The sequence below is a fragment of the Streptomyces humicola genome, assembly GCF_024436035.1.
In the GTDB taxonomy this organism is placed as follows: domain Bacteria; phylum Actinomycetota; class Actinomycetes; order Streptomycetales; family Streptomycetaceae; genus Streptantibioticus_B; species Streptantibioticus_B humicola.
Genome location: NZ_JANFNG010000028.1, coordinates 44871 through 69111 on the forward strand (window position 1 = coordinate 44871; position 24241 = coordinate 69111).

Sequence of the window (24241 nt, forward strand, 5' to 3'; positions counted from 1 at the left end):
CTGAGCGTGCGAGACCCCCGCTGTCACCGCGAGCAAGCCGCAGGTTCCCGCTGCGGCGGCCGCGTTGCGGACACGTCTCGTCACGGTTGTCTCCCGGCCTTTTACGCCAACAGGTGCCTAGTTCCCCGGACGAGCGGTGCGGAAAACGGCCAGGCGCCGCCGCTCACCTTTCTGGCCGTGAGCTGATGCCGCATGCCACGCGCCAGGCGAGGATGGATGCGCCAGACGGAGGGTGCAGCGAGATTGGGAGAATGCGGTGATGAAACCCATGCGTATGGGCGCTGTCGTCATAGGAGCCTGCGGTCTACTCCTGGCGGCAGCTGGTACCTCGGCAGCTCAGACGGCGGCTGACCATGGCCCCGGATGGTGGCCCCGAGACCGAGATGGTGTAACCAACTCTTACAACTTCTCAAATACTATTAATTCCTTTCGCAGTGGAAACACGTTCAACAGCGGAAATATGGCCAACGGCAACCAGTGGATCGCTGGTGGCGGTCGTCAGAACAATTAGACTGAGTCCGTCCGCAGTGGAGAGGATTGGGCTGACCTGCCTCAACCCTGGCCTGGGCGAACGGCGCAGGGTGCCCGTGTTTCCCCGCCATTCCCCGTGGCTCCCCGCCTCGTCTGGCACGAATTGGCTGCATCACCTCATGCCGAGGAACTGGACCTCCAGGTGAGCGAATTGCTGGATTAGCGCACCGAGGGATCCCGCCGAACTGGAGGAATGAGGTCTCTCTCGGAGGCACTACGGGCGGCCGCCTCAGACCATCGTGGCCACCCCATGCCTCGACACACTCCCCCGCTGGTTATCGAACCAGAAACCGCGCAGCGCCGTCACGGCGGTTGCCGCTCTTGACCCCCAGAGCAGCGGGTTAAGGGTTTTTTGCAGGTCAGAACGCATCTGATGCACGCGCTGTCGTTCTCTTGAGCTGTCGTTGTGTGCTCGCCGCATAGCGCGTGGTCCCCAGATGGTCCCCAAGCGACCGGGGCAAGGCACGCCCGTGGCACGAGTCCGCCAGGGCCCCTCTGCTGTTCCCGCCATCCCGGGATGACCCCACCACCTCCTCCCGGGAGGTCGCACGGCTGGTCACTGGAAGCTCAGGAGCTACCGCCGTACTCCCTCAGCAACTTGTTGAGGTTTCGAATCTTATCCACGTCCGCTCTCGGCAAGGGATCGCTGCTGTTGAAATGCATGACGTTGTTGCGGATCCTGCGGATCTCCTCGAGCCGCCCGATGAACACCTTACGGTCCAACGGCCACCCCAGTTGTTGCCACCGGTCAGGGTTCTCAAGGAGCCGGAGATAGTCTCCGACGGTCATGTCACCGAAAGACGTGACGCGCTCGCCCGCTGGGTCGCACAGGCCGGTCACCTCGGACAAGGTGAAGGTCCCTGCGATGACCTGCCGCAGCCTGCGATCCATCTCTCCGATCAGAAGGAAGTGGCTGGCCAGGTCGCCGTACGCCTGCGCTACGTCGGCGGCGGTGACGATACCGGCGATTGCGTTGTGATGGTCCTTTACAAGTACGAAGTCCAACTCCGCAAGCGCGGGCAGGATATCGATCAGATCATGATCGTAACGAACGTCGCGGGCATCCACGATGGCCTGGGAGAGGGAAGCATCCGGATCGGCATGCCGGGCACGGGCTATGGACTTCCAGGAGAGGGCACCCCGCAGGTTGTGCGGACCAGCGAGGACGGGGAGTTGAGAGAAGTCATGGAGCGCCATCAGCGTGATTGCCTCCTCGAAGGTCGCAGTCGGCTTGACACTGATCACTCCACCAAGGGCGGAAGGCAGCGTGCCCACCGTCAATCCAGTCTCGCGAGATTCATCCTCGTCTGAAGCGGTCGTGAACGCCGGTGCACCGGCGACGAGCCCTTCTGCCGAATTCCCTTCCGCAGCCTTGACGAGCTGGATGGTCGAGGCCAGCGGGACCTTGTCGAATCCCGGCGCGGTAACCAGGCTGTGGTTAGCGAGCTCGGCCTCGATCTGCTCATTGACGAGACCGCGCCCCGTGGCGCCCCACCAGGTCAGGAGTTCCTCTACCGAAAGAGACTGCGGCTGGCCAGCCTCGGCCAGCTCACGGGCCCTCTTCAGCCGAGCGTGCCTTTCACTAGGCGCAACCGAAGTTTGCTGCTCTTCCGCCGTGTCCGGATCGGCTTCCTCGGCAGCCTGGTCCAGCAGTTGCTGGCGCAAGGTGGCGAGAGGTCTGCCGTCGGTCACCGCCCATGCAGTCCACCCGTCGAACGATCCCCTGCCAACGGCGACAGCGGCGGCCTTGGACGGCGAGCGGAACTCTTCCCCGTCGTCCAGGCGAATCCAGCCCTTGGCGGTGACGGTGGCATGATGGGTATCTCCGACGAGGGGCCGTACGAACGTCAGCCGCTCACCTTCCTTGAGCAGCCCGTTGCTCAGCAGGTCGGCGAGTCTCACCCGCCGCCCGTCCAGGAGGTACCGGGCCCGGGAACGTCTTTCGGTCGGCTCGGCTGCCGAATCGCTCATGAAACCTGCCTTCGCTCTGTGACTGGAGGCCGGAATCCGGCACTCAGGCGGGTGGACTCGTGCTAGTGCAGCATCTCATTCAGGGTCCCCGACAGGATTCAAAACTACGCACCCGGCTCCGGAGGGGGCTTGCCTCCTGCCTGTTCCAGCAGGTCAGGGCGGCTGTGGATCGTCCATGTGGTGCCGCTCGTCCACAGATAGTCCATGCCCGGTGAGTTGGCGGCGTCCTTGCTGCCTGTTCGCCCCGGCCGTGGGCTGTGATCAAACTCTGCTCGGCGAAGTGGCCACATCTCAAACCTTGTTGAAAACCCGTGTGAGACTCGCGCGCATCTGACATAGTCTCATCATGGTTAGTACTCCGTTCAGGGACACCGCGCGCAGCAGTGCGCGCAACAAGGACTACATCTCCATGTCGGTGGAGTGCGATCGAGCCCGCTCGCACTCGTGGTGGAAGAACATGGTGGAGTGCGGAGCTTGGGGAGTGACTCCCAGTGGCGCACGCGTGGGGCCTCCTACGCCCGATGAGTTTCCCGGCATCGCCAAGCTGTTCGGAACGACAGTGGAGCAGGTTGCTGCGATGGTCGCCGCCGATTGGTACGGGCAAGAGCCGCACGGCGGCGTTTCTCCGAGGGTGATGAACCTTGCGCCGCTAGTTGATCAGCTCACCCCAGAGCAGGCCGACGCGCTTGGCCTGATAGTCCGGAGCATGGTCGACCGGGGTGCGGAGACCGAGCGGGCGGCGTAGCGGGTTTGGCCGGTGGCCTGCCTGGGCTGGGGTCGGGCATGATCAGGGGGCCGTACGCTTGCTCAGCGAATCGGGCGGGGCGGAGCCCTGCCCGGTGAATCCGGCCGATTGGCCCCCTGGTCTTGCTCGACGCGGGTCCCTGACCAGGGAGGTGGGTAAAGCCGCGGAGTCGACCGCCCCAGCCACGGTGCAACCCTTTCAGGTAAGTCGGCTGTTGCGCTCGCGCGCGGCCGGCGGCCGGGGCCGGAGCGGGGCGGAGACATGAGCGTCGGCCCCGGCGGTGAGCCGGGGCGCGCGCGGCGAGCACGTCAGCAGGTTCAGCAACGCGAACGGGTGGGCTCGCGCAGTCACCGTCGACGCGGCAGGTGCACGGGCGGCGGTCGGCTCCGGTACCGGGGAGATCTCCGTGCGGGACATCGGCAGCGACAGGTTCATTGCGCATCTGGCGGGGCACACCGGACGCATCCTCATGCTCGGTTTCGCTGAGGATGGTGATGGACTGGTGTCGGCGGCTGCCGATGGAACGGTACGACTGTGGTCGCTCAGCGAGCAGCGGCAGACTGCGGAGGTGCGTGTCGATGCCTCGCTCCATTGCGCCGGGTTCGAGCGCGCGACGGGGCAGGTTCTCGTCGGCAGCGCGGCCGGCGTCGTCGCTCTGACCATCAACGACCAAGCAACCCCAGACGGAGGAACTCGGTAGACGATGCCCGAAGCAGCGAACGCGCCCGAACACGGCGCACCCGTGATCACGAGCGAGACGCCGGGCTCCTTCGCCTGGAGCGTCCTCGACAAGCGGCACCCGGCCCTGATCCAGCAGGTGCGCGACGCCTTCCCGTACACGCCGGAGCAGCACCAGGCGCTTGACGCCCTGCTTGAGGAGATCACGGACGGAGTGATCGAGCCGCTGCCCGTCGGTGCGCACGGCGAGAGGGAGTGGGCCGAGTGGGGGAAGGGGTACTTCGGCCGGTCCTGGTTCGAGGTGCCGTTCTTGTGGGCGGAGAGCTACTTCTACCGCAAGCTCCTCCAGGCCGTGGGCTACTTCGAGCCGGGACCATGGCAGGGCATCGATCCCTTCGCCCCGTTCAAACGCGCCGAGCTGCGCGGCTCGGCTGTCGCAGAGGAACTCGCCGCCCTCGACGATCTGGCCGATCTGCCGCCGGACGACCAGGACCGCGCCGTGCTCCTCGGCGCATTGTGGGGCAACCGCGCCGACCTCGGATTCCGCATCTCCTCCGGAGAGGTCGAGGAGAACGCCGGCAACCTCGTCGTGGACGACAGCGCCCAGCTCTGGGACCGCCTGGGCTCGTCGTCGCTTGCCACGGTGTGCCTGGTCGCGGACAACTCCGGTAGCGAACTGATCCCCGACCTGATCCTCATCGACCATCTCCTGCAGACCGGCCGCGCCACCCACGCCGTGCTGCACATCAAGCCGTACCCGTACTACGTCTCCGACGCCACCACGGCCGACGTGATCGACTGCCTGCGCCGCATCGCCGAGGCGCCGGGCCGCGCACGTCAGATCGGCGGCCGATTGCGGGACGCCATGGGCAGCGGCCGACTGGATGTGCGGGCGCACTCATTCTCCTGCGCACCGCTGCCCTACGCCAAGATGCCCGTGGATCTGCGGGCCGACTTCGAACAAGCCACCCTCACCATCTTCAAGGGCGACCTGAACTACCGCCGCCTCGTCGGGGACCAGCTGTGGCCCGCGACCACCTCATTCACCGACCGCACCGTCTACTTCCCCGGCCCGGTGATTGCGCTGCGTACGCTGAAGTCCGACGTGATCGTCGGCCTCGACGCTCAGACCCTCGCCGCGCTGGAAGCGACAGGAGAGGCGTGGCGCACGAGCGGGACGCATGCCGTCATCCAGGGTCGGCCGTAGGCGGAGCTTGTTGTCCGGGCGGCATGGCGCCGCCCGGACAATGGTGCTGCTGTCAGGGTGTCAGCCGGTGCAGGTCACGCGGGAACAGCGTGGTGCGGCGGATGTTGTCGGCCCCGGTGAGGCGGGCAGTCCACCGCTCCAGGCTCAGGGCGAACCCGCCGTGCGGCGGCATGCCGTGGGCGAAGGCGGACAAGTAGCTCTCGTACGGCCCGGTGGATTCACCGCGTGCGGCGAGGGCCTTACTCCTCGTGCCGGTGCAGCCGCTGGCCGCCGGTGACCAGTTCCAGCCCGCGGAAGAGCAGGTCGAAGCTGTTGGAGTACTGCGGGTGGCCCGGCTCGGGGTGGGTGTAGAAGGGGCGCTTGGCCATCGGGTAGCCGGTGACGAACAGGAACTCGCTGCCGTGCTCGCGTAGCGCCCACTCGCTCAGGTACCGCTCGTGCGCCGGGGCGAGGTCCGGCTCGTCCGCGCCGAGCATGGCCATGGCGTCGCCGAAGTGGATCTGCGGGATCTCGGCCGGCACCTCCGGCAGCTTCACGCCGAGCAGCTGGACGGCCTCGGCGGCACGCGACGGGACGGCTTCGACCAGCCCGGCGACGGCCTCCCGCACCACGGCCATGACGTCGCGGTGGTCTGTGATGAACCCGAGTTCGGCGTCGAGGCTGGTGTACTGCGCCAGGTGCCTGGCGGTGTCGTGCGGCTCGGCGCGGAAGACCGGCCCGGTCTCGTACACCCGCTCGAAGACCCCGACCATGGCCTGCTTGAAGAACTGCGGCGACTGGGCCAGGTACGCGGTGCGGCCGAACCAGTCGAGGGTGAAGACGTTGGCGCCGGACTCGGTGGCCGAGGAGACGACCTTCGGGGTGTGGATCTCGGTGAAGTCCAGTGCGTCGAGGGCTGCGCGGAAGCCCGCGACGGAGGCGGCGGAGATCTGGTACGGGGCGCGCAGCTGCGGGTGCCGCAGGGTGACCGGGGCGTGGTCCAGGATCGTCGGCAAGACCGCAGGCACGGTGGGCCGGTACAGGTCGAACGGCGGCGCCTCCGCCAGGCTCGACAGCGGCTCGATCTCGGGCGAGGTCAGCTCGACGCCGCCCGGGGCTTGGGCGTTGGCGGTCACGGTGCCGCGCACGCGCAGCACGGTCTCCTCAGGGAAGTCGCCGCCCGGCTCGGTCAGGACGATCTGGGCGAGTCCGGAGCGGTCACGCAGGATCAGGAAGGTGACGGATTTCAGCTCGCGGCGGCGGTGCAGCCAACCGGAGACTTCAACGGTTTGGCCGACGTGTTCTGGCAACTGGGCGGCCAGCACGCGGGTCGTAGGGTGGATCATCGCGGCCCTCCAAGGGCGTCGTGGTGATCCCTTGGGGGTGCGGGCGAGAAGGGCAACTCGCTGTGCCACCGCACCTTCGCCGCCGCAGCTGGGCGACGGCCTCGTTCGGGCCTGATGACGGGGGCTGGCCGGCGGGGCATTGGACCGTACGGGTCGTTCCTCCCCGCGCTCGGGAGGGTCTTCGCCTCGGGGCGCGAGGCTGCCTTCACAGCTCCCGGCAGCTCTCTCGGCTCGCGTGAGCCCGCGGCTACTCGTCTCCGTCGACGCGTTACGTGCCAGGGTAAAGGCCACCTCACCACCCCGCCAACGAAATCCTTGCGGTGGCTGATATCGAGCTGCCTCCGCGTGACCGGCCTTGGTCAGTTCGTGGGGGTGCGGGTTACCTGTGTGATCGTTACGTGGGGATCGTTGCCGATCAGTCCGTTGGGATCGTCCAGCCTCTCGGAGGAGAAGGCAGAGGTTCCCGGCTGGAGGAGTCCGCTGTCGATGGTGAGGGTCTTGCCGGTTCCGGGAACGTCCCCTGCGACGCGGACGGTGACGCGGTAGTCGCCAGCGTCATGACCGTGGTTGGTGATGCGCACCGGGACGATCACGGAGGGGGCATCGAAGGTGGGTTGCAGAACGGTCACGTCGCCGGAGGTGGCTATGGGAGGCGGCGTGACGTAGGGGGTTGCGGTTACCTCGGCGAAGGCTTCCCCGTCGTTCGGGTTGCTCGAGGTGGGGGATGCGGTTGGAGACGGCTGCGCGGCCGACACCGAAGGGGAGGTCGTGAAGCTTGGACGCGCAGCCGTCTTGTTGAGGTGCGTGTGATGTGCGGAGCACCCCGACAACGTCACGATTGAGGCGACGGCTATAGCCAGCGGCAGTCGAGCGTGTCGGGGTGCCATGAGGGTTCCTCTTTCTTCAGCGGGGCGTCAGTCGCAGGGGCTCGTACCGATGGTGCCGCTCACGATGGTTGTACCGCCGTTCTTCATCAGAACGGTGACAGTTCCGCAGAAGCCCCGCCTCTGGTACACCGGCCCGGCGTAGCTGGAGTAGTTGCCGGCGTCGCTGGTGCACGGGTCGCCGGTGTAGTTGTCGCAGAGGGTGATCTTCATGTAGCGGCTGGCGCCGATGTCGTTGAAGAAGGCGGCGCAGACGGGCTTGTCCTGGTAGTTCGGGCCGGTTGTCTGGCCGTTGGTGTAGGTGTACACGTCGCCGAGCGGGTTGCCCCTGGAGTCGGTCCAGCGCCTGGCTTCTTCGATGGTGGTGTAGCCGGATCCGCAGACGGTCGATCCAGCGGCTTCCAGCTGGGCGTTGGGCCGGACGGTCACGGAGTGGACGGCCGTAGACGCGGTGGTGGCCGCCTGGGCCGGAGGAGTTGCGAAAGCCATGGCAGAGATGGCGGTAGTGGCGCAGGCGACAGCGATGCGCGCTCCAGTGCGTACGGAGTGCATGGTTCCCCCTTAAAGACATGTCTTCCCGCGTAGACCAACTTTCCGTGGAGCGGAAGGGCGTTCGGCGAGAGGTGATGCCAACGGACAGTAAAGGACTGTCCGTATCAGCAAAAGAGATTATCTGATCAAAATTGGAATTTAGCATTCCGGATGCGCGCAACTCGCAACGCTCAGTGACGGAATTCCCTGCAGGTCCCGCAGCTTTACACGATGTTCGGCGGAGGATAAGCCTCCACATGTCACGGAAAGTTGACATGTGATGGTCGTCACCACCTTGCCTGCGTCGTCCGGTTAGGGGCGAGTGCAGCGCCAGAAAACATCTTGTGAGACTCTTTACCGCGCTCATACCTTGAGATCCCTGTGGCGAACGACCGTTGCCAAGCTGAACGCCTGACGAGGTGTCATGCGCATGGCATCCGCCACGGGGATCAGTTAACGGGAAGGACACCTGTGGGAAGACCGAGAAGAGTGCCCACACAAGCGATAGCGGGCGTGGCCACTGCGGCGACGTTCCTCTCGCTGCTGGCAACACCGGCGGCCTTCGCTGCCGCCAAACCATCTCCATCGCCGCAGTCCGCGAAACCGGCGGCCACGAGCGCCCGCATCAGCAACCCGGATGCCACCTTGCCGAAGGGGTGGAGGTCATCTAGCGACCGCGTAGCGGTCCTCGCACCTGACAGTGACGGCATCCACGTCATGACGGCGAGCGCCAAGGAGGCGTACGCCTGGCACACTCTGACAACCTTGTCGGAGCCCGGCTTCAGCACGGACATGTGGATCGGGAACTCCTGCCAGACTGACCCCGGCCACCTTGCGGTCGCTTACGCGCCGCGGGACTTCACCAACTCCGAACAGCTCATGGAGCGCGGAGCGTTCACCGCCATCGTCAACCTCGACGACGGCAGCGTGAAGAAACTGCCGTTGAACGCATCCCTCGCCTACTTCGACCCAACCTGCGACACCACAGCGCACTCCGCGACGTTCACGCAGCTCGACGGCGACAAGACGCGGCTTACCACCGTTGATGACTCCGGCAAGCAGACCTCGAAGGTCGCGGTGAACGCGGAGATCACCAGCGCTACCACCGCTGGGGGAAAGCTGGTCGGGGCGACGGGCAATCAGCTCGTGTCGATTAGCGACGACGGACAACTGTCGACGCTGGCCAAGGGGACGTGGACGCCGTACGACATCCACGCCGACCTTTCCGGCGGCATCGACTTCGTGGACCAGGGACGCAACCAGCAGGCCGCGAAGCGCTACGCCGCAGGCAAGGTCACCGCCTTCGCCACCTCGCCGCTGAACAAGATCGCGCTTCAGCAGAGCGCAAACGGCACGGTCTTCCTGACCGGATCACCGATGAGCAGTACGGCACTGCCCAAGGGCATGGCCAAGGCGGGCGTCTCGCCCGACGCAGTGCTGTCCAGCACCGGGATGCTCGCGGTCAACACCGTCACCGCACCCGGCGTCGCTGCCCGTGTCAAGCAGCCCATCGGCACCCTCCGCCCGGAGGACACCGCCACCACCCCGGTGGAGATCACCGCCACCGTCCCGGCCACAGGGAAGACCGCTCAGTTCGCGGCCCAACAGACGGACACGGCTGGCAGGGGGATCGGGAACGCTGCCTCACCCTCCCTCGCCTCGGCCGGCAGCAGCCGGATGAATCCGAACGACTCTCCGGGCAGCACCTCCCACGACACCACCGACCCGGACCGCTGGTGCGCCGTTGCCCGCAACGACCCGAACATCCAGGCATTGCAGCCGACCTCCAACCAGGTCGAGTGGGCCGTCGACATGGCGGTGCGCGGCGACTTGCACTCCGGTTACCTCACCCAGGGCGACTGGCGTAGCCAGGAAGGGTCGGGGGCGGTCGACCCGCAGGGCATGTTCCCGCAGCCCGCGCTGACCGGAGGCGGCCGTGTCCCCGCTCAGGTCGTCCTTGGGATCCTGGCGCAGGAGTCGAACCTGTGGCAGGCCGAGGGCGGAGCGATCCCCGGACAGACCTCATCGCCGTTGACCAGCCAGAACGGCTTCTACGGCCACCCGAGCGCCACGGGTACCGCGTACTGGCAGATCGACTGGACGAAGTCCGACTGCGGGTACGGCATCGGGCAGATCACCGACGGCATGCGCGTTCCCGCGCACCCGAAGCCAGGTGAGACCGAGCTTCCCTACAATCAACAGCTCGCGATTGCGCTCGACTACACGGTCAACATCGCCAAGGCGGTCGAGCTGATCTCGGACAAGTGGAACGAGATTCACACTTCCGGGCAGACTATCAAGATCAACAACGATGACCCGTCGAAGATCGAGAACTGGTTCGCTGCGGTGTGGAACTACAACGAGGGCTTCAACGCTCCAGGTTCCGACCCGTCCGGGAACTGGGGATTGGGCTGGTACGGCAACCCTGCCAACCCGATCTACCCGGCAAACCGCAACCCGTTCATGGACACCTCGGTGGATCCCAACGCCAACCACGACGCCGCCCACCCGCAGGACTGGCCATACCAGGAGAAGGTCATGGGCTGGGCCGGGTGGTCGCAGGACACCGGATGGTCGTTCGACGACACCGGAAAGCAGCAGCAAAAAGGCGACCCTGGCTACAGCACGATGGGTTTCAACCCCGCGTGGTGGAACGGCGACGCGACCACTGCCCCGGCGAACCGGTCGGCAGTCAAACCCCCGCTTGCGACCTTCTGCACGACGACGGACAACGCTTGCGATGTGAACAACCCGCCACCGTGCGAGACCCAGCACTTGAAGAACTGCGACGTTCAGCACTGGTGGCACTCGTCCGCCACGTGGAAGAGCGACTGCAACCTCTCGTGCGGCAACGAGTCGATCAAGTACCAGACGCTACGCAGCGAGCTCGGGCGCGGACACGGAGGCATCGGAGACCCCGCATGCAATACCGCACCGTTGCCGTCAGGAAGCCTGATCGTGGACTCGGTCCCCGCGTCGGTTCCGACCTACCGCTCCGGCTGCTCCAAGATCACCCAGAACGACGGTAGTTTCACGTTCACCTTCCTGGCTGACTCCGGCGGCAATTACGAGGCGCGAGGGGACCTCCACCAGATCGGCGGCGGCTACAACGCCCACTACTGGTACGCGCACACTCGCGACACCGATACCGGCGTCGGCGACCTGAACTCCACAACCACGTGGTACGACCCTTCCACGGGAACGTTCTCGAAGGACCCTTCAGCGATCGCCCAGTTCATCTCCACGCCCATCCTTCCCGACGGGAACATGGCGATCACCGGCGATTGGAAGCTGAATAACAAGATCTCAGGATGGCGTCGGGTATGGGTCCACGTCCCCGACACCGGATCAACAGCTCAGCAGGAGATCTATACCATCCACACCGGTTCTTCGACGACGAACCGCGTCATCAACGCACATGACCGCATCAACGACTGGATCTCCCTCGGGGCGATCAACTTCACCCCCGGCAGCGACTGGCAGGGCGTGACGCTGACGAACTACGCGTTCGGCGCCACGGCTGACAACACGATCGCCTGGGATGCGGTCGCCTTTTCACCGCTCCCGGGCAAGCCGACCGACATGGTGACCCAGGTCGGTGACTCGTACGCCTCCGGCACCGGCGTCGGCCAGTACTACACCAACTCCGACACCGGACCCCACATCGCCAACGGCGACCCCAAGCCCTCGGACTTCGACGCCTGCCTGCGAAGCTCACGCTCGTGGTCCCGACAGGTAGTCCTCCCCGGCACATCGACGTCCGTCGGCGACAGGGAAGACCAGAGCGACGACACGATGGACTACCACAGCGTGGCGTGCAGCGGGGCAACCACGACACAGGCCACGCAGAAAGGACAGGAGGGAGAGATACCGCAGCTCTACTCCGGCTTCATCAACCCCGACACCACGCTGGTCGACATGACCATCGGCGGTGACGACGCAGGCTTCACCAGCGTGCTCACCGCATGCGCGACGACCGGATGCCCGGCCGACGCCACGGTCAAGGGGCAGATCAATACCGCCGCGCAGAACGCAGCCGACTTCGTGGCCCGGGTTCACGCACTCGCCCCAAACGCCCGGATCATCGACATGGGCTACCCGGTGCTTTTCGACACCCAGGTGAGCACCTGCACCTCGATCGGTCTGGGAACCTCGGAGGTCATCACCATCCACGACTGGGGCCAGTACATGAACACCCAGCTCAGCAACGCCATCGGCTCGCTGAACACGAGCGGGAAGGCAAAGTTCTACGACCCGTCGGGCGAGTGGAACGGACACCTAATCTGCGACTCCAATGAAGGACTTCACGAACTCACTAAAGCACCGTCGTCCGACATCGCCTCCGATCCGAAATTCACCCTTCCGTTCACGTCGAGTATGGAATCCTTCCACCCGAACGAACTCGGTGCAGAGGCATACGCCAAGGCCCTGCACGATGCACTCAGCTAGAACCTGAGCAGTAGCATGGGGGTCGTTGCGACAGCAGCGGCCCCCATGCGCGTCCCCGAGGAGTCTCTGCCATGCCCTACCGCATACCAGGAAAGAACCCGGTTACCCGCGGCATAGCCATCGTCGCATTCGCCATCGGGATCGCCATAGCCGTGCTGATTATCTGGATCATCGTCTCGTACCTGGCAGATCCCAGCAGCTTCAACATGGACCCCGGCGGCTTGTGACAGACGACCGCAACACAGCGCTCTATCTCCGGAAGACGGGAACCGGGTGAAGCCCCGGCTTCCACTGCCGCACGCCGAGCGGACTGCACCCAGAGCGCGACCAATCGCCCGAGGCATCGTCGGCGAGCCGCTCGCGGCGAGAAGGTGGGCGTGCTGTCGCTCGGGTTTAGGCTCCGCCGACGCCGGTCTCCGCCGCTGCGAATGTGCGCGACGGGCATGCTTCTCATCGGGCCGCCCGAGGCTGCGGTCGCGGAGATAGAGGACCGACGGTACGTCGCGCTGGTCGACCTGCTGGACGATCTAGCCGGATGCGAGAACGACGGTGAGCGGGTGTTCATCGTCGCCGAGCTCGCCACCCGTGCGGCCCAACTCGCCCTCATCATTACGGGGGCGTGGCTCGGCGGTGGCAAGTGGCTGGCCCAGGCTTGGCGAGCACGCGCCAGACCTGACGCAGCGCCTGAACACAGCAACGCGCCAGGCGCTCTCAGGACGTTCGGGCCCTCTCGTCAACCTGGTTGAGGAGATTCTGGGGCAGGCGGGAGGGCGGCTTTGGGCCGGATACCGGCGTGACGGCACGCGAGGAGTCCAGGGTTCGCGCCCGACTGGCGAGAATCGTTCGGACAGTTGTGTGCGTTCCGTGGTGACCGTCCGGCGGCATGTCCCGGCTGTCCTATGATCATGTGCTAGTCGTCATTGGTACCGCGAGTGGAGTGTGTTCGGGGGGTTGGGGGATCTCGTGGCGGATCTGAAGACGGAATCTGCATCGTTGTCCAGCGGTTCATCGAAGATGTCGCACGCGTCGGACCCGTTGGTGCAGCCGCTGGGCGATTTCAAGAACGCCTCCAACGACCTGTCCGCCTTCGGGGCTCTCGGGTCGCTGCTGAGCGCGACGGGTCAGATCCGTGACGGCATGGATCAACTCACCTCCATCGTCACCGCGTTGCACGGCGAGTGGCAGGCCGAAGCCAAGGCCATCGGGGATGTGGGCAAGGTGCTGGACCAGGTCGACGAGCAGTTGAAGGACGAAGCGGCGAAGAGGCAGGGCTGAGCATCTGATGGACCTCAACCCGCTCGACATCATCAACGACCTGAACAACGCGATCGGCCACGACACCGCGAGCGTCCTGGAGTTCCTCCACATCACCGACCCCGCCGTCAAGCCCGAAGGGGTCCGTGAGGTCGCGCGGAAGTGGACGGCTCTCGCCCACGCGGTGGAGGACTCCAGCCGCGACGCCCACGACGCCCTGAGCGGCGTGGTGTGGGAGGGCAAGGCCGCCGACGCCTTCTCCCAGCGCACCGCGAAGGTACAGAACCAGGCCGCCGACATCGCGAACGCCCTGCACCAGGGCAGCGGGGCGATCAACCAGTTCGCCGACGCTGCGGAGAGCCTGATCGACGAGATCGGCAAGATCGCGGCAGAGATGATCGAGTTCGAAGTCGCCGGGCTGGCCTTGAGCGTGATCACCGCCGGGTTCTCCGAGGCGGCCTCGACCATCGCTGCTGGCGAGCGCGCCATGAAGATCGTGGAGCTCATCGGGAAGATCGAGGAAGAGGGCGGGATCCTCGGCAACGCGATCAAGGCGGTCATGGAGGCGATCCGTGGCCTCGACCGCGTCCTGGAGGCGCTGAAGGACATCAAGGGCGTCGCCACGGTGGCGAAGATGGCCAAGGACGGCATGGCCTTCTCCGCCTTCAGCACTCTCCTGGAGGACCCCAAGGCGCTGACCGACCCGGGCAAGCTCACCGACATCCTCGCCGAAGGCGCCATCGCCGGCATCGGCTTCGGCGTCCTCGGCAAAGCCCTCGGCAAGGGACTGAAAGCGATGTCCCCAGCGGCGCTGTCCGCGCTGAGCAAGGGCCTGTCCAAGCTTGATGATCTGACACCGGCCCGGTTCAAACTCCGCCCGGAGGACATGGAGAAGCTGCAGTCGGCAATCGAGAACGGCGCGAAGCTGTGCAGGCAAGACCCAGTCGACGTCGTCACGGGCGACATGCTCCTCACGCAGAGAGACGTGGAACTGCCCGCAGCGCTGCCGGTGGTTCTGGAGCGCACGCATCTCTCGTCCTACCGCTCCGGAGGTTGGTTCGGTCGCACCTGGGCGTCTACGCTCGATCAGCGGCTCCAACTCGATGAGCACGGCGTGGTCTTCGCCACCGCCGACGGCCTGCGCCTGTGCTACCCGATCCCGCAACCGAACATCCCGGAGTACCCCGAGCACGGGCCGCGCTGGCCCCTGTTCTGGGACGGGCGCCACGGCGGGCGGATGCACATCACCGACCCGACGGCCCGTCGCACCTACGTCTTTGCCCACCCATTGTCCACCAAGACCGACGGGGTGATCGACCTTCCGCTGCGCGCCATCGAGGACCGCAACGGCAACCGCATCACCATTGCCTACAGCATCGGCGAGGTGCCGGTCGAGATCCGCCACGACGGCGGCTACCGCATCGCCATCGACCGCCACCCCGACCAACCCCGCATCACCGCCCTGCGTCTGCTCGACACCGATGGACCCGATACGAGCACCACCCTGGTCCGCTACGGCTACGACCAGGCCGGCCATCTCACCGAGGTCATCAACTCCTCAGGCTTGCCCCTACAGTTCACCTACGACCACGTCGGCCGTGTCACTTCCTGGACCGACCGCAACGGCACCATCTACACGTACACCTACGACACCCAAGGCCGCTGCATCCGCGGCGAAGGCTCCAACGGCTACCAGTCCGGCACCTTCGTCTACGACGACGCCAACCGCACCACCCACATCACCAACGCCCTCGGCCACACCACCACGGTCGTCTACAACGAGGCGTATCGCCCCATCAGCGAAACCGACCCGCTCGGCAACACCACCCTCACCGAGTGGGACGCCGACAACCGACTCATTACCGCCATAACCGACCCGCTGGGCCGAACAACTCAAAACGCTTATGACGACGCAGGGAACCCCACGACCATTCTGCGCGCTGATGGTTCGGTAACCGATATAACCTACAACGCCCTCGGCCTGATCACTTCGGTGACCGAACCTGATGGCGCCATCTGGCGTTATGAGCACGACGACCGCGGTAACCGGACCTTGGTTGTGGACCCCAGCGGTTCCATGACCAAGTATGAGTACGACGGCCACGGTCGGCCTATGACCGTCACTGATGCGCTCGGCCATACCCATCGGATCGCGACCAACAACGCCGGGCTACCGACAGCCGTCACCGACCCGCTAGGTCGCACCACCACCCTGGAACGGGACGCTTTCGGTCGGCTCACCGAAATGACCGATCCCCTGGGTCACCGGATATGCCACGGCTGGACTCCCGAAGGAAGGCTCTCCTGGCGCGAGGCCGCCGACGGTTCCCGTGAGACCTGGGCATGGGACGGCGAGGGCAACCTGACCGCGCATACTGACGCGGCGGGGAATACGAACCTCTACACCTACTCTTACTTCGATCTCCTTGCCTCCCACACCACACCTGATGGGACGACCTACCGCTTCACCTATGACGCGGAGCTTCACCTCACCTCTGTCGTCAACCCGCAGGGCAGGACATGGTCCTATGAGTATGATCCAGCCGGGCACCTGGTCGCCGAGACTGATTTCAACGGTCGTCGCCTCACCTATGTGCATGACGCCGCTGGTCAACTCGTGCGCCGTACGAACGGCGCCGGTGAAACGGTCACGTATCAGCGTGATCTTCTCGGCAGGACGATTGAGCGACGGGGCGGAAGCCACAGCGAAACTTTCCAGTACGACTCTGCAGGCCGACTCCTCCGGGCGGCGAACAACGCCGCCACCGTGGCCTTCGAACACGACCAACTCGGTCGAGTACTGACAGAGAGCGTGAACGGGCGGCAATCCTCGTATGAGTACGATCTACTCGGGCGTCGCACTTCTCGGCAGCTACCGTCTGGGGCCGTCTCGCAATGGACCTACGATGCGGCCGGCCAGCCCACCGCACTGTCCGTGGGCGGCCACACGCTCACCTTCGACTACGACGCTGCCGGTCGTGAGACGCACCGCCGTCTCGATCACGGCATCCGTCTGGTCCAAGAATGGAACCCCGTCGACCGACTGATCTCCCAGACCCTGGAGACGGAGGGGGCCGGTGAGGCAGAGGCTCGGCTGCAGCACCGCACGTACGACTACCGCGAGGACGGCTTCCTGACCGAAATTCGCGAACTCAACTCAGGCACCCGACGGTTCGACGTGAACCGAGGCGGCCAGGTAACTGCCGTACATGCTCGCGACTGGAGCGAGACGTACGCGTACGACAGCGCCGGCAATCTCAGCCGGGCCTCCGTGCCGGAGTCCTCGATCGGCGACGAGCGCGAGTTCGAAGGAACCCTCATACGACGTACGACCAAGTGTCGTTACGACCACGACGACCAGGGTCGTCTTATCCGCGCAACCAAGCGACTGCTAAACGGTCAAGTGCGCATATGGTCGTACACCTGGGACGTGAATGACCGGCTTACAGACGTCGTGACACCAGACGGTACGCACTGGCACTACGTCTACGACCCGCTGGGACGACGGCTTTCCAAGCAGCGCCTGCAACCCGATGGATCTCATGCCGAGTCGACCAGTTTCATCTGGGACGGAACTCGCGTCACCGAACAGATTCAGGCGACGGGGCAAACAACAACGTGGGATTACGCCCTCGACGATCATCGCCCCTTGTACCAGATCGATCACGATCCAACGCAGGCGGATTATGACGCTCGCTTCTACGCAATCGTCACTGACCTGGTCGGCGCTCCTGCCGAACTCGTCGGAAGTGACGGGCGGATTGCCTGGCAACAACGGAGTACCCTTTGGGGATCGACAGCGCCTTCAGCCAGTTCACAGAGCGAGGTCGACTGCCCTCTTCGATTCCCTGGGCAGTATCACGACCCAGAAACAGGATGGAACTACAACTACTTCCGTCACTACGATCCCGACACGGCGCGCTACGCAACTCCGGATCCGCTTGGACTGGAACCAGCCGACAATGACTACGCCTACGTATCGAATCCTCTCTTCTGGTTCGATCCGCTAGGACTCGGCGCCTGCCCGCGAACTGCCTCCGCCGCGCAACTTCAAGACTTCTACCAGCAAGCGGAGAAGTACGGCAAGGGAGGCATACGAGACCTTGAAAGCGGACGGATCAGGTTCTACGGTGAGGTGTCGCTGGCAAGGAATCCAGGCGAGATGATCGGACGACGTCTGGTCCGCGAGTGGGATCCGATGACAGGCAACAAGCGAATCTGGCATGAGACGCTCGACAACGAGGGAAACGTTCGAATCGTGCGCCCCGACGTCAACGTAACCGGCGGCAAGAAAGTGCATTACATGTTCGACAAGGACGGAAAGTTCACGGGGACATTCTGATGGACAGCCTCAAGCAGGAAGTGCACCAACGGCTCCGTCTGCTTGCAGCCGGGCAGGCGGACCCCGGGGAGGTTTCGGATTGGGCACTGGAGAAGATGGAGTCCGAGTCCGACGAGCTGCGGGACGAGCGAACGTGGCGTGCCCTGGATCGACTCTCAGGGGCAGACCTCATGACCGGGCCCGGAGTCTACCTCCACAGCCACGAGGACTTCAGCGACTGGCTTCGTGAGTTCGAAAATCCATAGATGCAGCATCGCCTCTTGCTGCGTCCTTACACCGGACGTGGCGGCACAGGACGAACTGAGCCAAGGCGTCGCGAAGATTGCAGAGCATGAGTGGCACCGAATCCGTCGTGGCCCTGATCGAACTGCTGCACAACAACCCGGCTACCTGCGACTGGACGGGCGGACTCAGCACGCAGGACATCGCCCTGGCTGAGGAACAACTCGACGTACAATTCCCCCCGTCCTACCGATACTTCCTCGCCGAGCTGGGAAGCTGCGAAGTAGGCAGTGAGGAATTTCTCGGTATCTACCGGACGTCTACCCTGGGGGACGCTCTCTTGGGCACCGTCTGCGAAACCCTCGATGCTCGGGCGAACCCTCGATTCCCGCCCGACCTTGTGGTCATTCAGTACGACGGGATGGGAGGGCTCGTTTCACTCGATGTCTCCCGCAAGGACGACCAAGGCGAGTCACCAGTCGTCGTCTGGGACCCCGGCTCCGCTGACCGCGGAGGCCCTGAATTGCTCGCCCAGGACTTCGGCACCTACGCGCTGCGCGAGTGCACCAGAGCCCTGAATCGCCCGGCATGAGCACTTAGAGCGATCCGTCGCCGCGCGCCTCTCGGTGCTCTGCCTCTGAACGAACTCCATAAGGGCGCTGCTCGCAGTCGGCGAAGACTGTAACGACGATGCCGTCGGTCGTGAGACCGGGGCGTACTGACGATGATCTGGATAAGGGTGTCGCAGGCGGCGATGGCCCGAGGGGTCCGCGCCCGACCTACGCACAGAGATCATGTGCCTTAGCACCTTGCCCTTCAGCGGGCGGGCAGGCCGCCGGAGATCGCTCCATACCAAGAAGCCGAAGTAGGTCCGCGGTGACGACGCGGTAGGCGTTGCCAAGCCGCAGGACCTTGACCGGGTACTTCCCCTGCTTGGCGAGACCGTACCCGGTGCTGCGACCGATGGCCAGCGCGCGATTCGCTGTGTCCAGGTCGATCACAGCAGGGAGGGCGAGGAGCTCATCGTTCGTGAGCGCTCGCACCTCTCGCCTGGATCCAGGTGCCTTCATGATGTCCTCCGGACGCTATCGACTGCAGATTCCCGGGAGACATGTATCACGGAGTTGCAGCAGCACTTTTTTCGATCGTAGAGTGCAGCTATGACCTCACTTGATCAATGGCCCGCCGCCTTCACCGCACGAGTGGCACGGGAGATGCGCGAAGCACGCAGGGCCGCCGGCCTGACCATGGCGGATGTAGCCCAAGGCTGCGTCGACCGCGGCTTCGAATCGACCGAGCAGACCATCAAGAACCTGGAGACTGGGCGTCGAACCAGCCTGACCCTCGCCGAGTTCTTCGTCCTGGCCGACGTGCTCACCATCCCGCCGGTGTGCTTGCTCTTCCCCTTGGGCCGCGCCGCCACCGTAGAGGTCCTCCCGAACCGGGAGGTATCCACCTGGAACGCTCTCGCCTGGTTCACCGGCGAGACGCCCATGGAACAACCAGCACCGGAGGGCACGCCCCGCGAGGTGCTGGATGTCTTCCGCATCCACGGCGACCTCGTGGCCGCCGCCATGGCGTCCACCACCCTGGCCAAGGAACGCCGCCGCATGGCCAGCACCACGCTGGACAGGGAGCGCCGGGCCACACTGCTGGAACGGGCCGCAGGCTACGAAGAGCACGCCTTCGAAGACTGCCAGGAACTTCGTGCCTTCCGAGCACGCATGCGAGACCGCAGCCTGGTGCCCCCCGCCCTTCCCCACGACCTGGCGTTCGTCGACCAGCCCGAGAACCACCCCGAGGACAGCGAGTGAAGAACGGTTCCGTCTCCCGCCGCTGCCGTTGCACAGACCCTGCGACCGGGAAGGAATACGGCTCCACATGCCCGAAACGCAAGAACTCCCGGCACGGCACCTGGACCGCCTTCCAGGAACTGGAACCGGCACAGGACGGCCGCCGACGCCGGTTCCGACGCGGCGGCTTCACTACTTCTGCCGAGGCCCAGCAGGAACTCGACAAGGTCCGCGCCCTCATGGCGATACCCGACGAGGACGACGCCTGGGGCAAGACCACGATCAGCGACCTCATCGAAGCCTGCCTCAAGGAGAAGGAACCGCTGCCGGACTACGACGAGACCCGGCGCCGATTCCAGACCGGCCAGAGCCTTAACTCCAAGACCACAGTCGCCGAGTGGCTCGACACATGGCTCGCCGGACGCAAGCGGCTGCGCGTCACCGGTTACGCCCGGTACGAGAGCGATATCCGGATACACCTCAAGCCGCACCTCGGACACATCCGCCTGGACAAGCTCCGCGTGCACCACATCAGCTCAATGTTCGACGCCATCAACGAAGCCAACATCGACATCCAGGAGCAGAACGCCCAGCGGCGAGCCCTCGTCGACCAGTTGAACGCCACGCCGTGGAAGGGGACAGCGAACCGAGCCCGCCGTAAGCAGCTGAAAGCCCAGCTCGATGAAATGCCCCCATTCCGCCGACCCACCGGCCTCAACACCCAGCCACGCATCAAGATCGCACTGCGGGCTGCCCTGAACGTCGCCATCGCCCAGCAGGTAATGCCGCCCTTCAACCCCGCCGCCCACGCCGAACTGCTGCCCGGTACCAAACCGAAGGCCCTCGTCTGGACCGACGAGCGCATCGCCCGGTGGAGGGAGACCGGCGAGAAGCCCTCACCGGTCATGGTCTGGACACCGGAACAGACCGGCACCTTCCTCGACTTCGTCGCCCACGACCGCCTGTACCCGTTGTAGCGGCTGATCGCGTTCCGAGGCATGCGCCGCGGTGAAGCCTGCGGGGCGCGATGGATAGACCTGTCAGCCACGCAGCGATCGCTCACCATCGCCACCCAGCTCGTGATCGACGGCTGGGACGTACACGAGAACGCCCCGAAGACCGACAGCGGCAGCCGTCTCATCGCCCTCGACGACGAAACGATCCGAGTCCTCCTCGCACACAAGGAACGCCAGGAGCAGGAACAGCACGAATGGGGCGAGTGCTGGAAGAACACCGGCCGCATCTTCACCCAGGAGGACGGCTCACTTCTCCACCCCGGCAAGGTCTCCGACCATTTCGAGCGTCTGGTCGCCGCCGCCGACCTACCACCAATCCGGCTGCCCGACCTCCGCCACGTCGCCGCCACACTCATGCTCTCGGCCGGAGTCGACGTCAAGGTCGTCTCAGAGACCCTCGGCCACTCGGACACCCGGATCACCAGGGACATCTACCAGTCCGTCCTCGACGACCTGGCCCGCGACGCCGCCGAGAAGGTCGTCCAGCTCGTACCCCGTTCACGCGGACGGCTCTCCATCGTCGGCAACGACGAGAGCCCCGGCAGCAACCGCAACGAGCGAACTCCTCGGCCTCGCAAGGCGTCGGACGAACGCCCTGCCTGAGCGCCCAAAAGGAGAGCCCCTGCCAGCACAGCGGTTTCCAGGGGCCGTTTCGGAATCTTCCGCTGACGGCATACCGACTGAGTACATCGCCCACCACAACGGCGGGCAGAGGACCGCTCTGACGATGCAGGCGTCCGACCCGCAGCAGCTCGCGAGCCTGATGCCGGAGGCGCCCGTCGGGCACGAGGTGCTGACCTCCCTGGCCCTGGCGCACGCCCTGCCTGGCAGAAGTCCAGGGCGCGCACTGGACTGGAGCTTGATCGGCAGGGACCGTGGCGAAGCTTGAAATCCCCATGGCCCTCAGGTCGCCCGCTTCGCCCTCCGCTCCCTGAGCTCAGGGCAGTGCGGAACAGTGATCTTCTCCAGCCGTGACTTGTAGAAATCGACCACAGTTTCTGCGCGACCCCGGGTCGTGCGTATCCCTTCGCGTCGACCGCTCGTGCAGCGGCCCTGCAGTCTCGTCCACCGGTTGTCCACCGGCGGCCTCCCACGCCGCCCGCTGGGCCCGGCAGCAGCCCCCACCCAAGATCGCAGAAAGGTAAAAGGCCCAGGCCATCGGCTTGGCGACCTGGGCCTTGCGTGGAGCCCCCTGTCGGGTTCGAACCGACGACCCCCGCTTTACAAGAGCGGTGCTCTGGCCAGCTGAGCTAAGGAGGCACGGCCCCCGTGCCGCGTGGGCGGTGGGGCCAAGTGAAGGGTACCAAGGGTCCGGGGTGGGGCCGCCGGGAAATTGCGTGGTGGCGGGTGCTGACAACGGGGGCCGGGGCCGGTAGCGTCGCGGCAAGTCTACGCCAAGTGGACTAGACCTCCCTCTACTCGGATCGTCCGGCACGTTCCTGCCGGTGAAGGGATCAGAGCACCATGGCTACTGTCACGTTCGACAGCGCGACCCGCATATACCCCGGCTCGGACCGGGCGGCGGTCGACAAGCTCGACATCGAGATCGCGGACGGCGAATTCCTCGTACTCGTCGGACCGTCCGGCTGCGGAAAGTCCACCTCCCTGCGGATGCTCGCAGGGCTCGAGGACGTCAACGAGGGCGCCATCCGTATCGGCGACCGCGATGTGACGCATCTGCCGCCGAAGGACCGGGACATCGCCATGGTGTTCCAGAACTACGCGCTCTACCCGCACATGACCGTCGCCGACAACATGGGCTTCGCGCTCAAGATCGCCGGGGTCAACAAGGCGGACATCCGCAAGCGGGTCGAGGAGGCCGCGAAGATCCTGGACCTCACCGAGTACCTCGGCCGCAAGCCGAAGGCGCTCTCGGGTGGTCAGAGGCAGCGCGTGGCGATGGGACGGGCCATCGTCCGCGAGCCGCAGGTCTTTCTGATGGACGAGCCGCTGTCGAACCTCGACGCCAAGCTCCGCGTCCAGACCCGTACGCAGATCGCCGGGCTCCAGCGCCGCCTCGGCACCACCACCGTCTACGTCACCCACGACCAGGTCGAGGCGATGACGATGGGCGACCGCGTGGCGGTGCTCAAGGACGGTGTACTGCAGCAGGTCGACTCGCCGCGCAATATGTACGACCGGCCGGCCAACCTCTTCGTGGCGGGCTTCATCGGCTCTCCGGCGATGAACCTCGTCGAGGTACCGATCACCGATGGCGGCGTGAAGTTCGGCAACAGCATCGTCAACGTCAACCGCGAGGCCGTCGCGGCCGCCGCCGACAAGGGCGACCGTACGGTGACGGTGGGCGTGCGGCCCGAGCACTTCGACATCACCAACGGCGATGCCCAGGGGGTCGCCAAGGACGAGCCCGCTGGCGTCGCCGTCACGGTCAACGTCGTCGAGGAGCTCGGCGCGGACGGGTACGTGTACGGCACGGCCGAGTTCGGGAGCGAGCAGAAGGACCTCGTCGTCCGGGTCGGCGGACGTCAGGTGCCGATGAAGGGCGATGTGCTGCACATCGTGCCGCGGGCGGGCGAGACGCACGTCTTCTCGACCTCCTCCGGCGAGCGGCTCAGCGACTGACGCCGTCCCTGCACCACTGACGCGGTACGGCCACCGGGTGGCCGTACCGCGTCCGCTGTGGCGGTCTGTCGACATTGGGACGGTGGCCGGCACCGGAGGTGTCGATAAATACCCGCACGAATCGGCCCTTTCGAGCAGTGTGCGTCAACGCCAAACCACCCGTCCGGGGATTTCTTTCGCTCGTCAGGGTGACTAAATGTCGCCAAATCATCACCGCTCGCTACCATCACGGACGTGAACCAGGCAGCCCGCCGTATCGGCAAGACTCTCGCTCTCGTCCTCCCGGTCGTTCTCGTCCTGTCCGGGACCCTCGCCGTCACCCGCGTCCCATGGGCCACTTCCGCCTCCGACGCACAGGTGCTCACGGCCTCCGCCAAGCGCAGCGACACGGACACCTCCAACGCGCCGCAGGACGTTCTGCGCCGCCGCCTCCTCGCCGAGTTGCAGGAGAAGAATCCCGGCGTCGCGCTCACCGATCTGCAGACCGAGATGGCCAGGCGCCCCTCGCTCGCCCGCTACTGCACGGCCATCGCTCGTGCGCTGGGACGCGCCGCGGTCGCCAAGTACGCCCGCTACGACGTCGGTTCGGTCGCCGTGCAGCGCGCACAGGCGTGGGCACGTCCGGTGTGCGACACATCCTTCGCCGCCGGCGTCGCCTCCGTCGGGTGACACCGGCCGATCAGGATGGACGGCACGCCCTCCGGACGCCA

Annotated in this window: 19 protein-coding genes, 1 tRNA gene and 1 pseudogene; 14 read left to right on the forward strand and 7 right to left on the reverse strand. The window is 65.5% G+C overall.

The features are described from left to right. Positions 1–1098: 1098 nt before the first annotated feature. On the reverse strand, positions 1099–2502 hold the full coding sequence (locus NGB36_RS26365) for a CBS domain-containing anti-phage protein (RefSeq protein ID WP_255923022.1): 1404 nt from the start codon (positions 2500–2502) through the stop codon (positions 1099–1101). Positions 2503–2848: 346 nt separating this feature from the next. Here NGB36_RS26365 and NGB36_RS26370 point away from each other — a divergent pair, with 346 nt between their 5' ends. The 3 genes from NGB36_RS26370 (at position 2849) to NGB36_RS26380 (ending at position 5132) form a co-directional block, all read left to right on the forward strand. Next, positions 2849–3247: a hypothetical protein gene (locus NGB36_RS26370; protein ID WP_255923023.1), complete on the forward strand. Its 399-nt coding sequence runs from the start codon at positions 2849–2851 to the stop codon at positions 3245–3247. 406 nt (positions 3248–3653) lie between these two features. Continuing rightward, on the forward strand, positions 3654–3947 hold the full coding sequence (locus NGB36_RS26375; protein WP_255923024.1) for a hypothetical protein: 294 nt from the start codon (positions 3654–3656) through the stop codon (positions 3945–3947). A 3-nt stretch (positions 3948–3950) separates the two neighbouring features. After that, positions 3951–5132, forward strand: a complete 1182-nt coding sequence (locus tag NGB36_RS26380) for a damage-control phosphatase ARMT1 family protein (protein ID WP_255923025.1) — start codon at positions 3951–3953, stop codon at positions 5130–5132. 52 nt (positions 5133–5184) lie between these two features. On the opposite strand, the gene NGB36_RS26385 is transcribed toward NGB36_RS26380, so the two are convergent. The 5 genes from NGB36_RS26385 to NGB36_RS26405 all read right to left on the reverse strand — a co-directional run bounded on the left by NGB36_RS26385 (position 5185) and on the right by NGB36_RS26405 (position 8666). Next, positions 5185–5325, reverse strand: a complete 141-nt coding sequence (locus NGB36_RS26385) for an amino acid--tRNA ligase-related protein (RefSeq protein ID WP_255923026.1) — start codon at positions 5323–5325, stop codon at positions 5185–5187. A 46-nt stretch (positions 5326–5371) separates the two neighbouring features. Then, positions 5372–6457, reverse strand: coding sequence for an aspartate--tRNA(Asn) ligase (aspS, locus tag NGB36_RS26390; RefSeq protein WP_255923027.1), 1086 nt, complete (start codon positions 6455–6457; stop codon positions 5372–5374). Between the two features lie 359 nt (positions 6458–6816). Beyond that, positions 6817–7212, reverse strand: coding sequence for a hypothetical protein (locus NGB36_RS26395; RefSeq protein WP_255923028.1), 396 nt, complete (start codon positions 7210–7212; stop codon positions 6817–6819). A 159-nt stretch (positions 7213–7371) separates the two neighbouring features. Beyond that, positions 7372–7830 carry a hypothetical protein gene (locus NGB36_RS26400; protein ID WP_255923029.1) on the reverse strand — a complete coding sequence of 153 codons (459 nt, stop codon included), beginning with the start codon at positions 7828–7830 and terminating at the stop codon, positions 7372–7374. A gap of 491 nt (positions 7831–8321) precedes the next feature. Continuing rightward, complete coding sequence (locus tag NGB36_RS26405) at positions 8322–8666, reverse strand: hypothetical protein (protein WP_255923030.1); 345 nt, start codon at positions 8664–8666, stop codon at positions 8322–8324. Here NGB36_RS26405 and NGB36_RS26410 point away from each other — a divergent pair. The 9 genes and pseudogenes from NGB36_RS26410 (at position 8638) to NGB36_RS26455 (ending at position 21551) form a co-directional block, all read left to right on the forward strand. Next, positions 8638–12321, forward strand: coding sequence for an SGNH/GDSL hydrolase family protein (locus NGB36_RS26410; protein WP_255923031.1), 3684 nt, complete (start codon positions 8638–8640; stop codon positions 12319–12321). The genes NGB36_RS26405 and NGB36_RS26410 overlap by 29 nt on opposite strands. A gap of 71 nt (positions 12322–12392) precedes the next feature. Continuing rightward, positions 12393–12548, forward strand: a complete 156-nt coding sequence (locus NGB36_RS26415; protein ID WP_255923032.1) for a hypothetical protein — start codon at positions 12393–12395, stop codon at positions 12546–12548. Between the two features lie 216 nt (positions 12549–12764). After that, positions 12765–13067, forward strand: a complete 303-nt coding sequence (locus NGB36_RS26420) for a hypothetical protein (protein ID WP_255923033.1) — start codon at positions 12765–12767, stop codon at positions 13065–13067. Between the two features lie 217 nt (positions 13068–13284). Next, a complete protein-coding gene (locus NGB36_RS26425; RefSeq protein WP_255923034.1) occupies positions 13285–13596 on the forward strand; it encodes a hypothetical protein in 312 nt (103 codons plus the stop codon). Positions 13597–13603: 7 nt separating this feature from the next. After that, positions 13604–17917, forward strand: coding sequence for a DUF6531 domain-containing protein (locus NGB36_RS33240; RefSeq protein WP_269470597.1), 4314 nt, complete (start codon positions 13604–13606; stop codon positions 17915–17917). Next, the gene (locus NGB36_RS26440) at positions 17917–18162 is read left to right on the forward strand and encodes a YxzC family protein (protein WP_255923035.1); all 246 of its coding nucleotides are present in this window, start codon (positions 17917–17919) and stop codon (positions 18160–18162) included. The genes NGB36_RS33240 and NGB36_RS26440 overlap by 1 nt, the downstream gene beginning before the upstream one ends. 86 nt (positions 18163–18248) lie before the next feature. Next, complete coding sequence (locus tag NGB36_RS26445) at positions 18249–18731, forward strand: SMI1/KNR4 family protein (RefSeq protein ID WP_255923036.1); 483 nt, start codon at positions 18249–18251, stop codon at positions 18729–18731. A 568-nt stretch (positions 18732–19299) separates the two neighbouring features. Continuing rightward, positions 19300–19953: a helix-turn-helix domain-containing protein gene (locus NGB36_RS26450; protein WP_255923037.1), complete on the forward strand. Its 654-nt coding sequence runs from the start codon at positions 19300–19302 to the stop codon at positions 19951–19953. Beyond that, positions 19950–21551 (forward strand): annotated as a pseudogene (locus NGB36_RS26455) (tyrosine-type recombinase/integrase). The gene NGB36_RS26450 and the pseudogene NGB36_RS26455 overlap by 4 nt, the downstream one beginning before the upstream one ends. Before the next feature lie 580 nt (positions 21552–22131). On the opposite strand, the gene NGB36_RS26460 reads toward NGB36_RS26455, so the two are convergent. Then, positions 22132–22208: transfer RNA gene (locus NGB36_RS26460), tRNA-Thr, on the reverse strand. Positions 22209–22412: 204 nt separating this feature from the next. Here NGB36_RS26460 and NGB36_RS26465 point away from each other — a divergent pair. Together NGB36_RS26465 and NGB36_RS26470 are read left to right on the forward strand one after the other, a co-directional pair. Continuing rightward, complete coding sequence (locus tag NGB36_RS26465) at positions 22413–23531, forward strand: ABC transporter ATP-binding protein (RefSeq protein WP_255923038.1); 1119 nt, start codon at positions 22413–22415, stop codon at positions 23529–23531. A 234-nt stretch (positions 23532–23765) separates the two neighbouring features. Then, a complete protein-coding gene (locus NGB36_RS26470) occupies positions 23766–24200 on the forward strand; it encodes a hypothetical protein (RefSeq protein WP_255923039.1) in 435 nt (144 codons plus the stop codon). Positions 24201–24241: the final 41 nt, after the last annotated feature.

What these genes read in the sequence shown, in the direction of transcription:
- NGB36_RS26365 (WP_255923022.1), bottom strand. Translation starts at nt 2,502, where the DNA reads ATGAGCGATTCGGCAGCCGAGCCGACCGAAAGACGTTCCCGGGCCCGG.
- NGB36_RS26370 (WP_255923023.1), top strand. Translation starts at nt 2,849, where the DNA reads ATGGTTAGTACTCCGTTCAGGGACACCGCGCGCAGCAGTGCGCGCAAC.
- NGB36_RS26380 (WP_255923025.1), top strand. Translation starts at nt 3,951, where the DNA reads ATGCCCGAAGCAGCGAACGCGCCCGAACACGGCGCACCCGTGATCACG.
- aspS (WP_255923027.1), bottom strand. Translation starts at nt 6,457, where the DNA reads ATGATCCACCCTACGACCCGCGTGCTGGCCGCCCAGTTGCCAGAACAC.
- NGB36_RS26400 (WP_255923029.1), bottom strand. Translation starts at nt 7,830, where the DNA reads ATGGCTTTCGCAACTCCTCCGGCCCAGGCGGCCACCACCGCGTCTACG.
- NGB36_RS26405 (WP_255923030.1), bottom strand. Translation starts at nt 8,666, where the DNA reads ATGTCCGTGCTGAAGCCGGGCTCCGACAAGGTTGTCAGAGTGTGCCAG.
- NGB36_RS26415 (WP_255923032.1), top strand. Translation starts at nt 12,393, where the DNA reads ATGCCCTACCGCATACCAGGAAAGAACCCGGTTACCCGCGGCATAGCC.
- NGB36_RS26420 (WP_255923033.1), top strand. Translation starts at nt 12,765, where the DNA reads ATGCTTCTCATCGGGCCGCCCGAGGCTGCGGTCGCGGAGATAGAGGAC.
- NGB36_RS33240 (WP_269470597.1), top strand. Translation starts at nt 13,604, where the DNA reads ATGGACCTCAACCCGCTCGACATCATCAACGACCTGAACAACGCGATC.
- NGB36_RS26440 (WP_255923035.1), top strand. Translation starts at nt 17,917, where the DNA reads ATGGACAGCCTCAAGCAGGAAGTGCACCAACGGCTCCGTCTGCTTGCA.
- NGB36_RS26445 (WP_255923036.1), top strand. Translation starts at nt 18,249, where the DNA reads ATGAGTGGCACCGAATCCGTCGTGGCCCTGATCGAACTGCTGCACAAC.
- NGB36_RS26450 (WP_255923037.1), top strand. Translation starts at nt 19,300, where the DNA reads ATGACCTCACTTGATCAATGGCCCGCCGCCTTCACCGCACGAGTGGCA.
- NGB36_RS26465 (WP_255923038.1), top strand. Translation starts at nt 22,413, where the DNA reads ATGGCTACTGTCACGTTCGACAGCGCGACCCGCATATACCCCGGCTCG.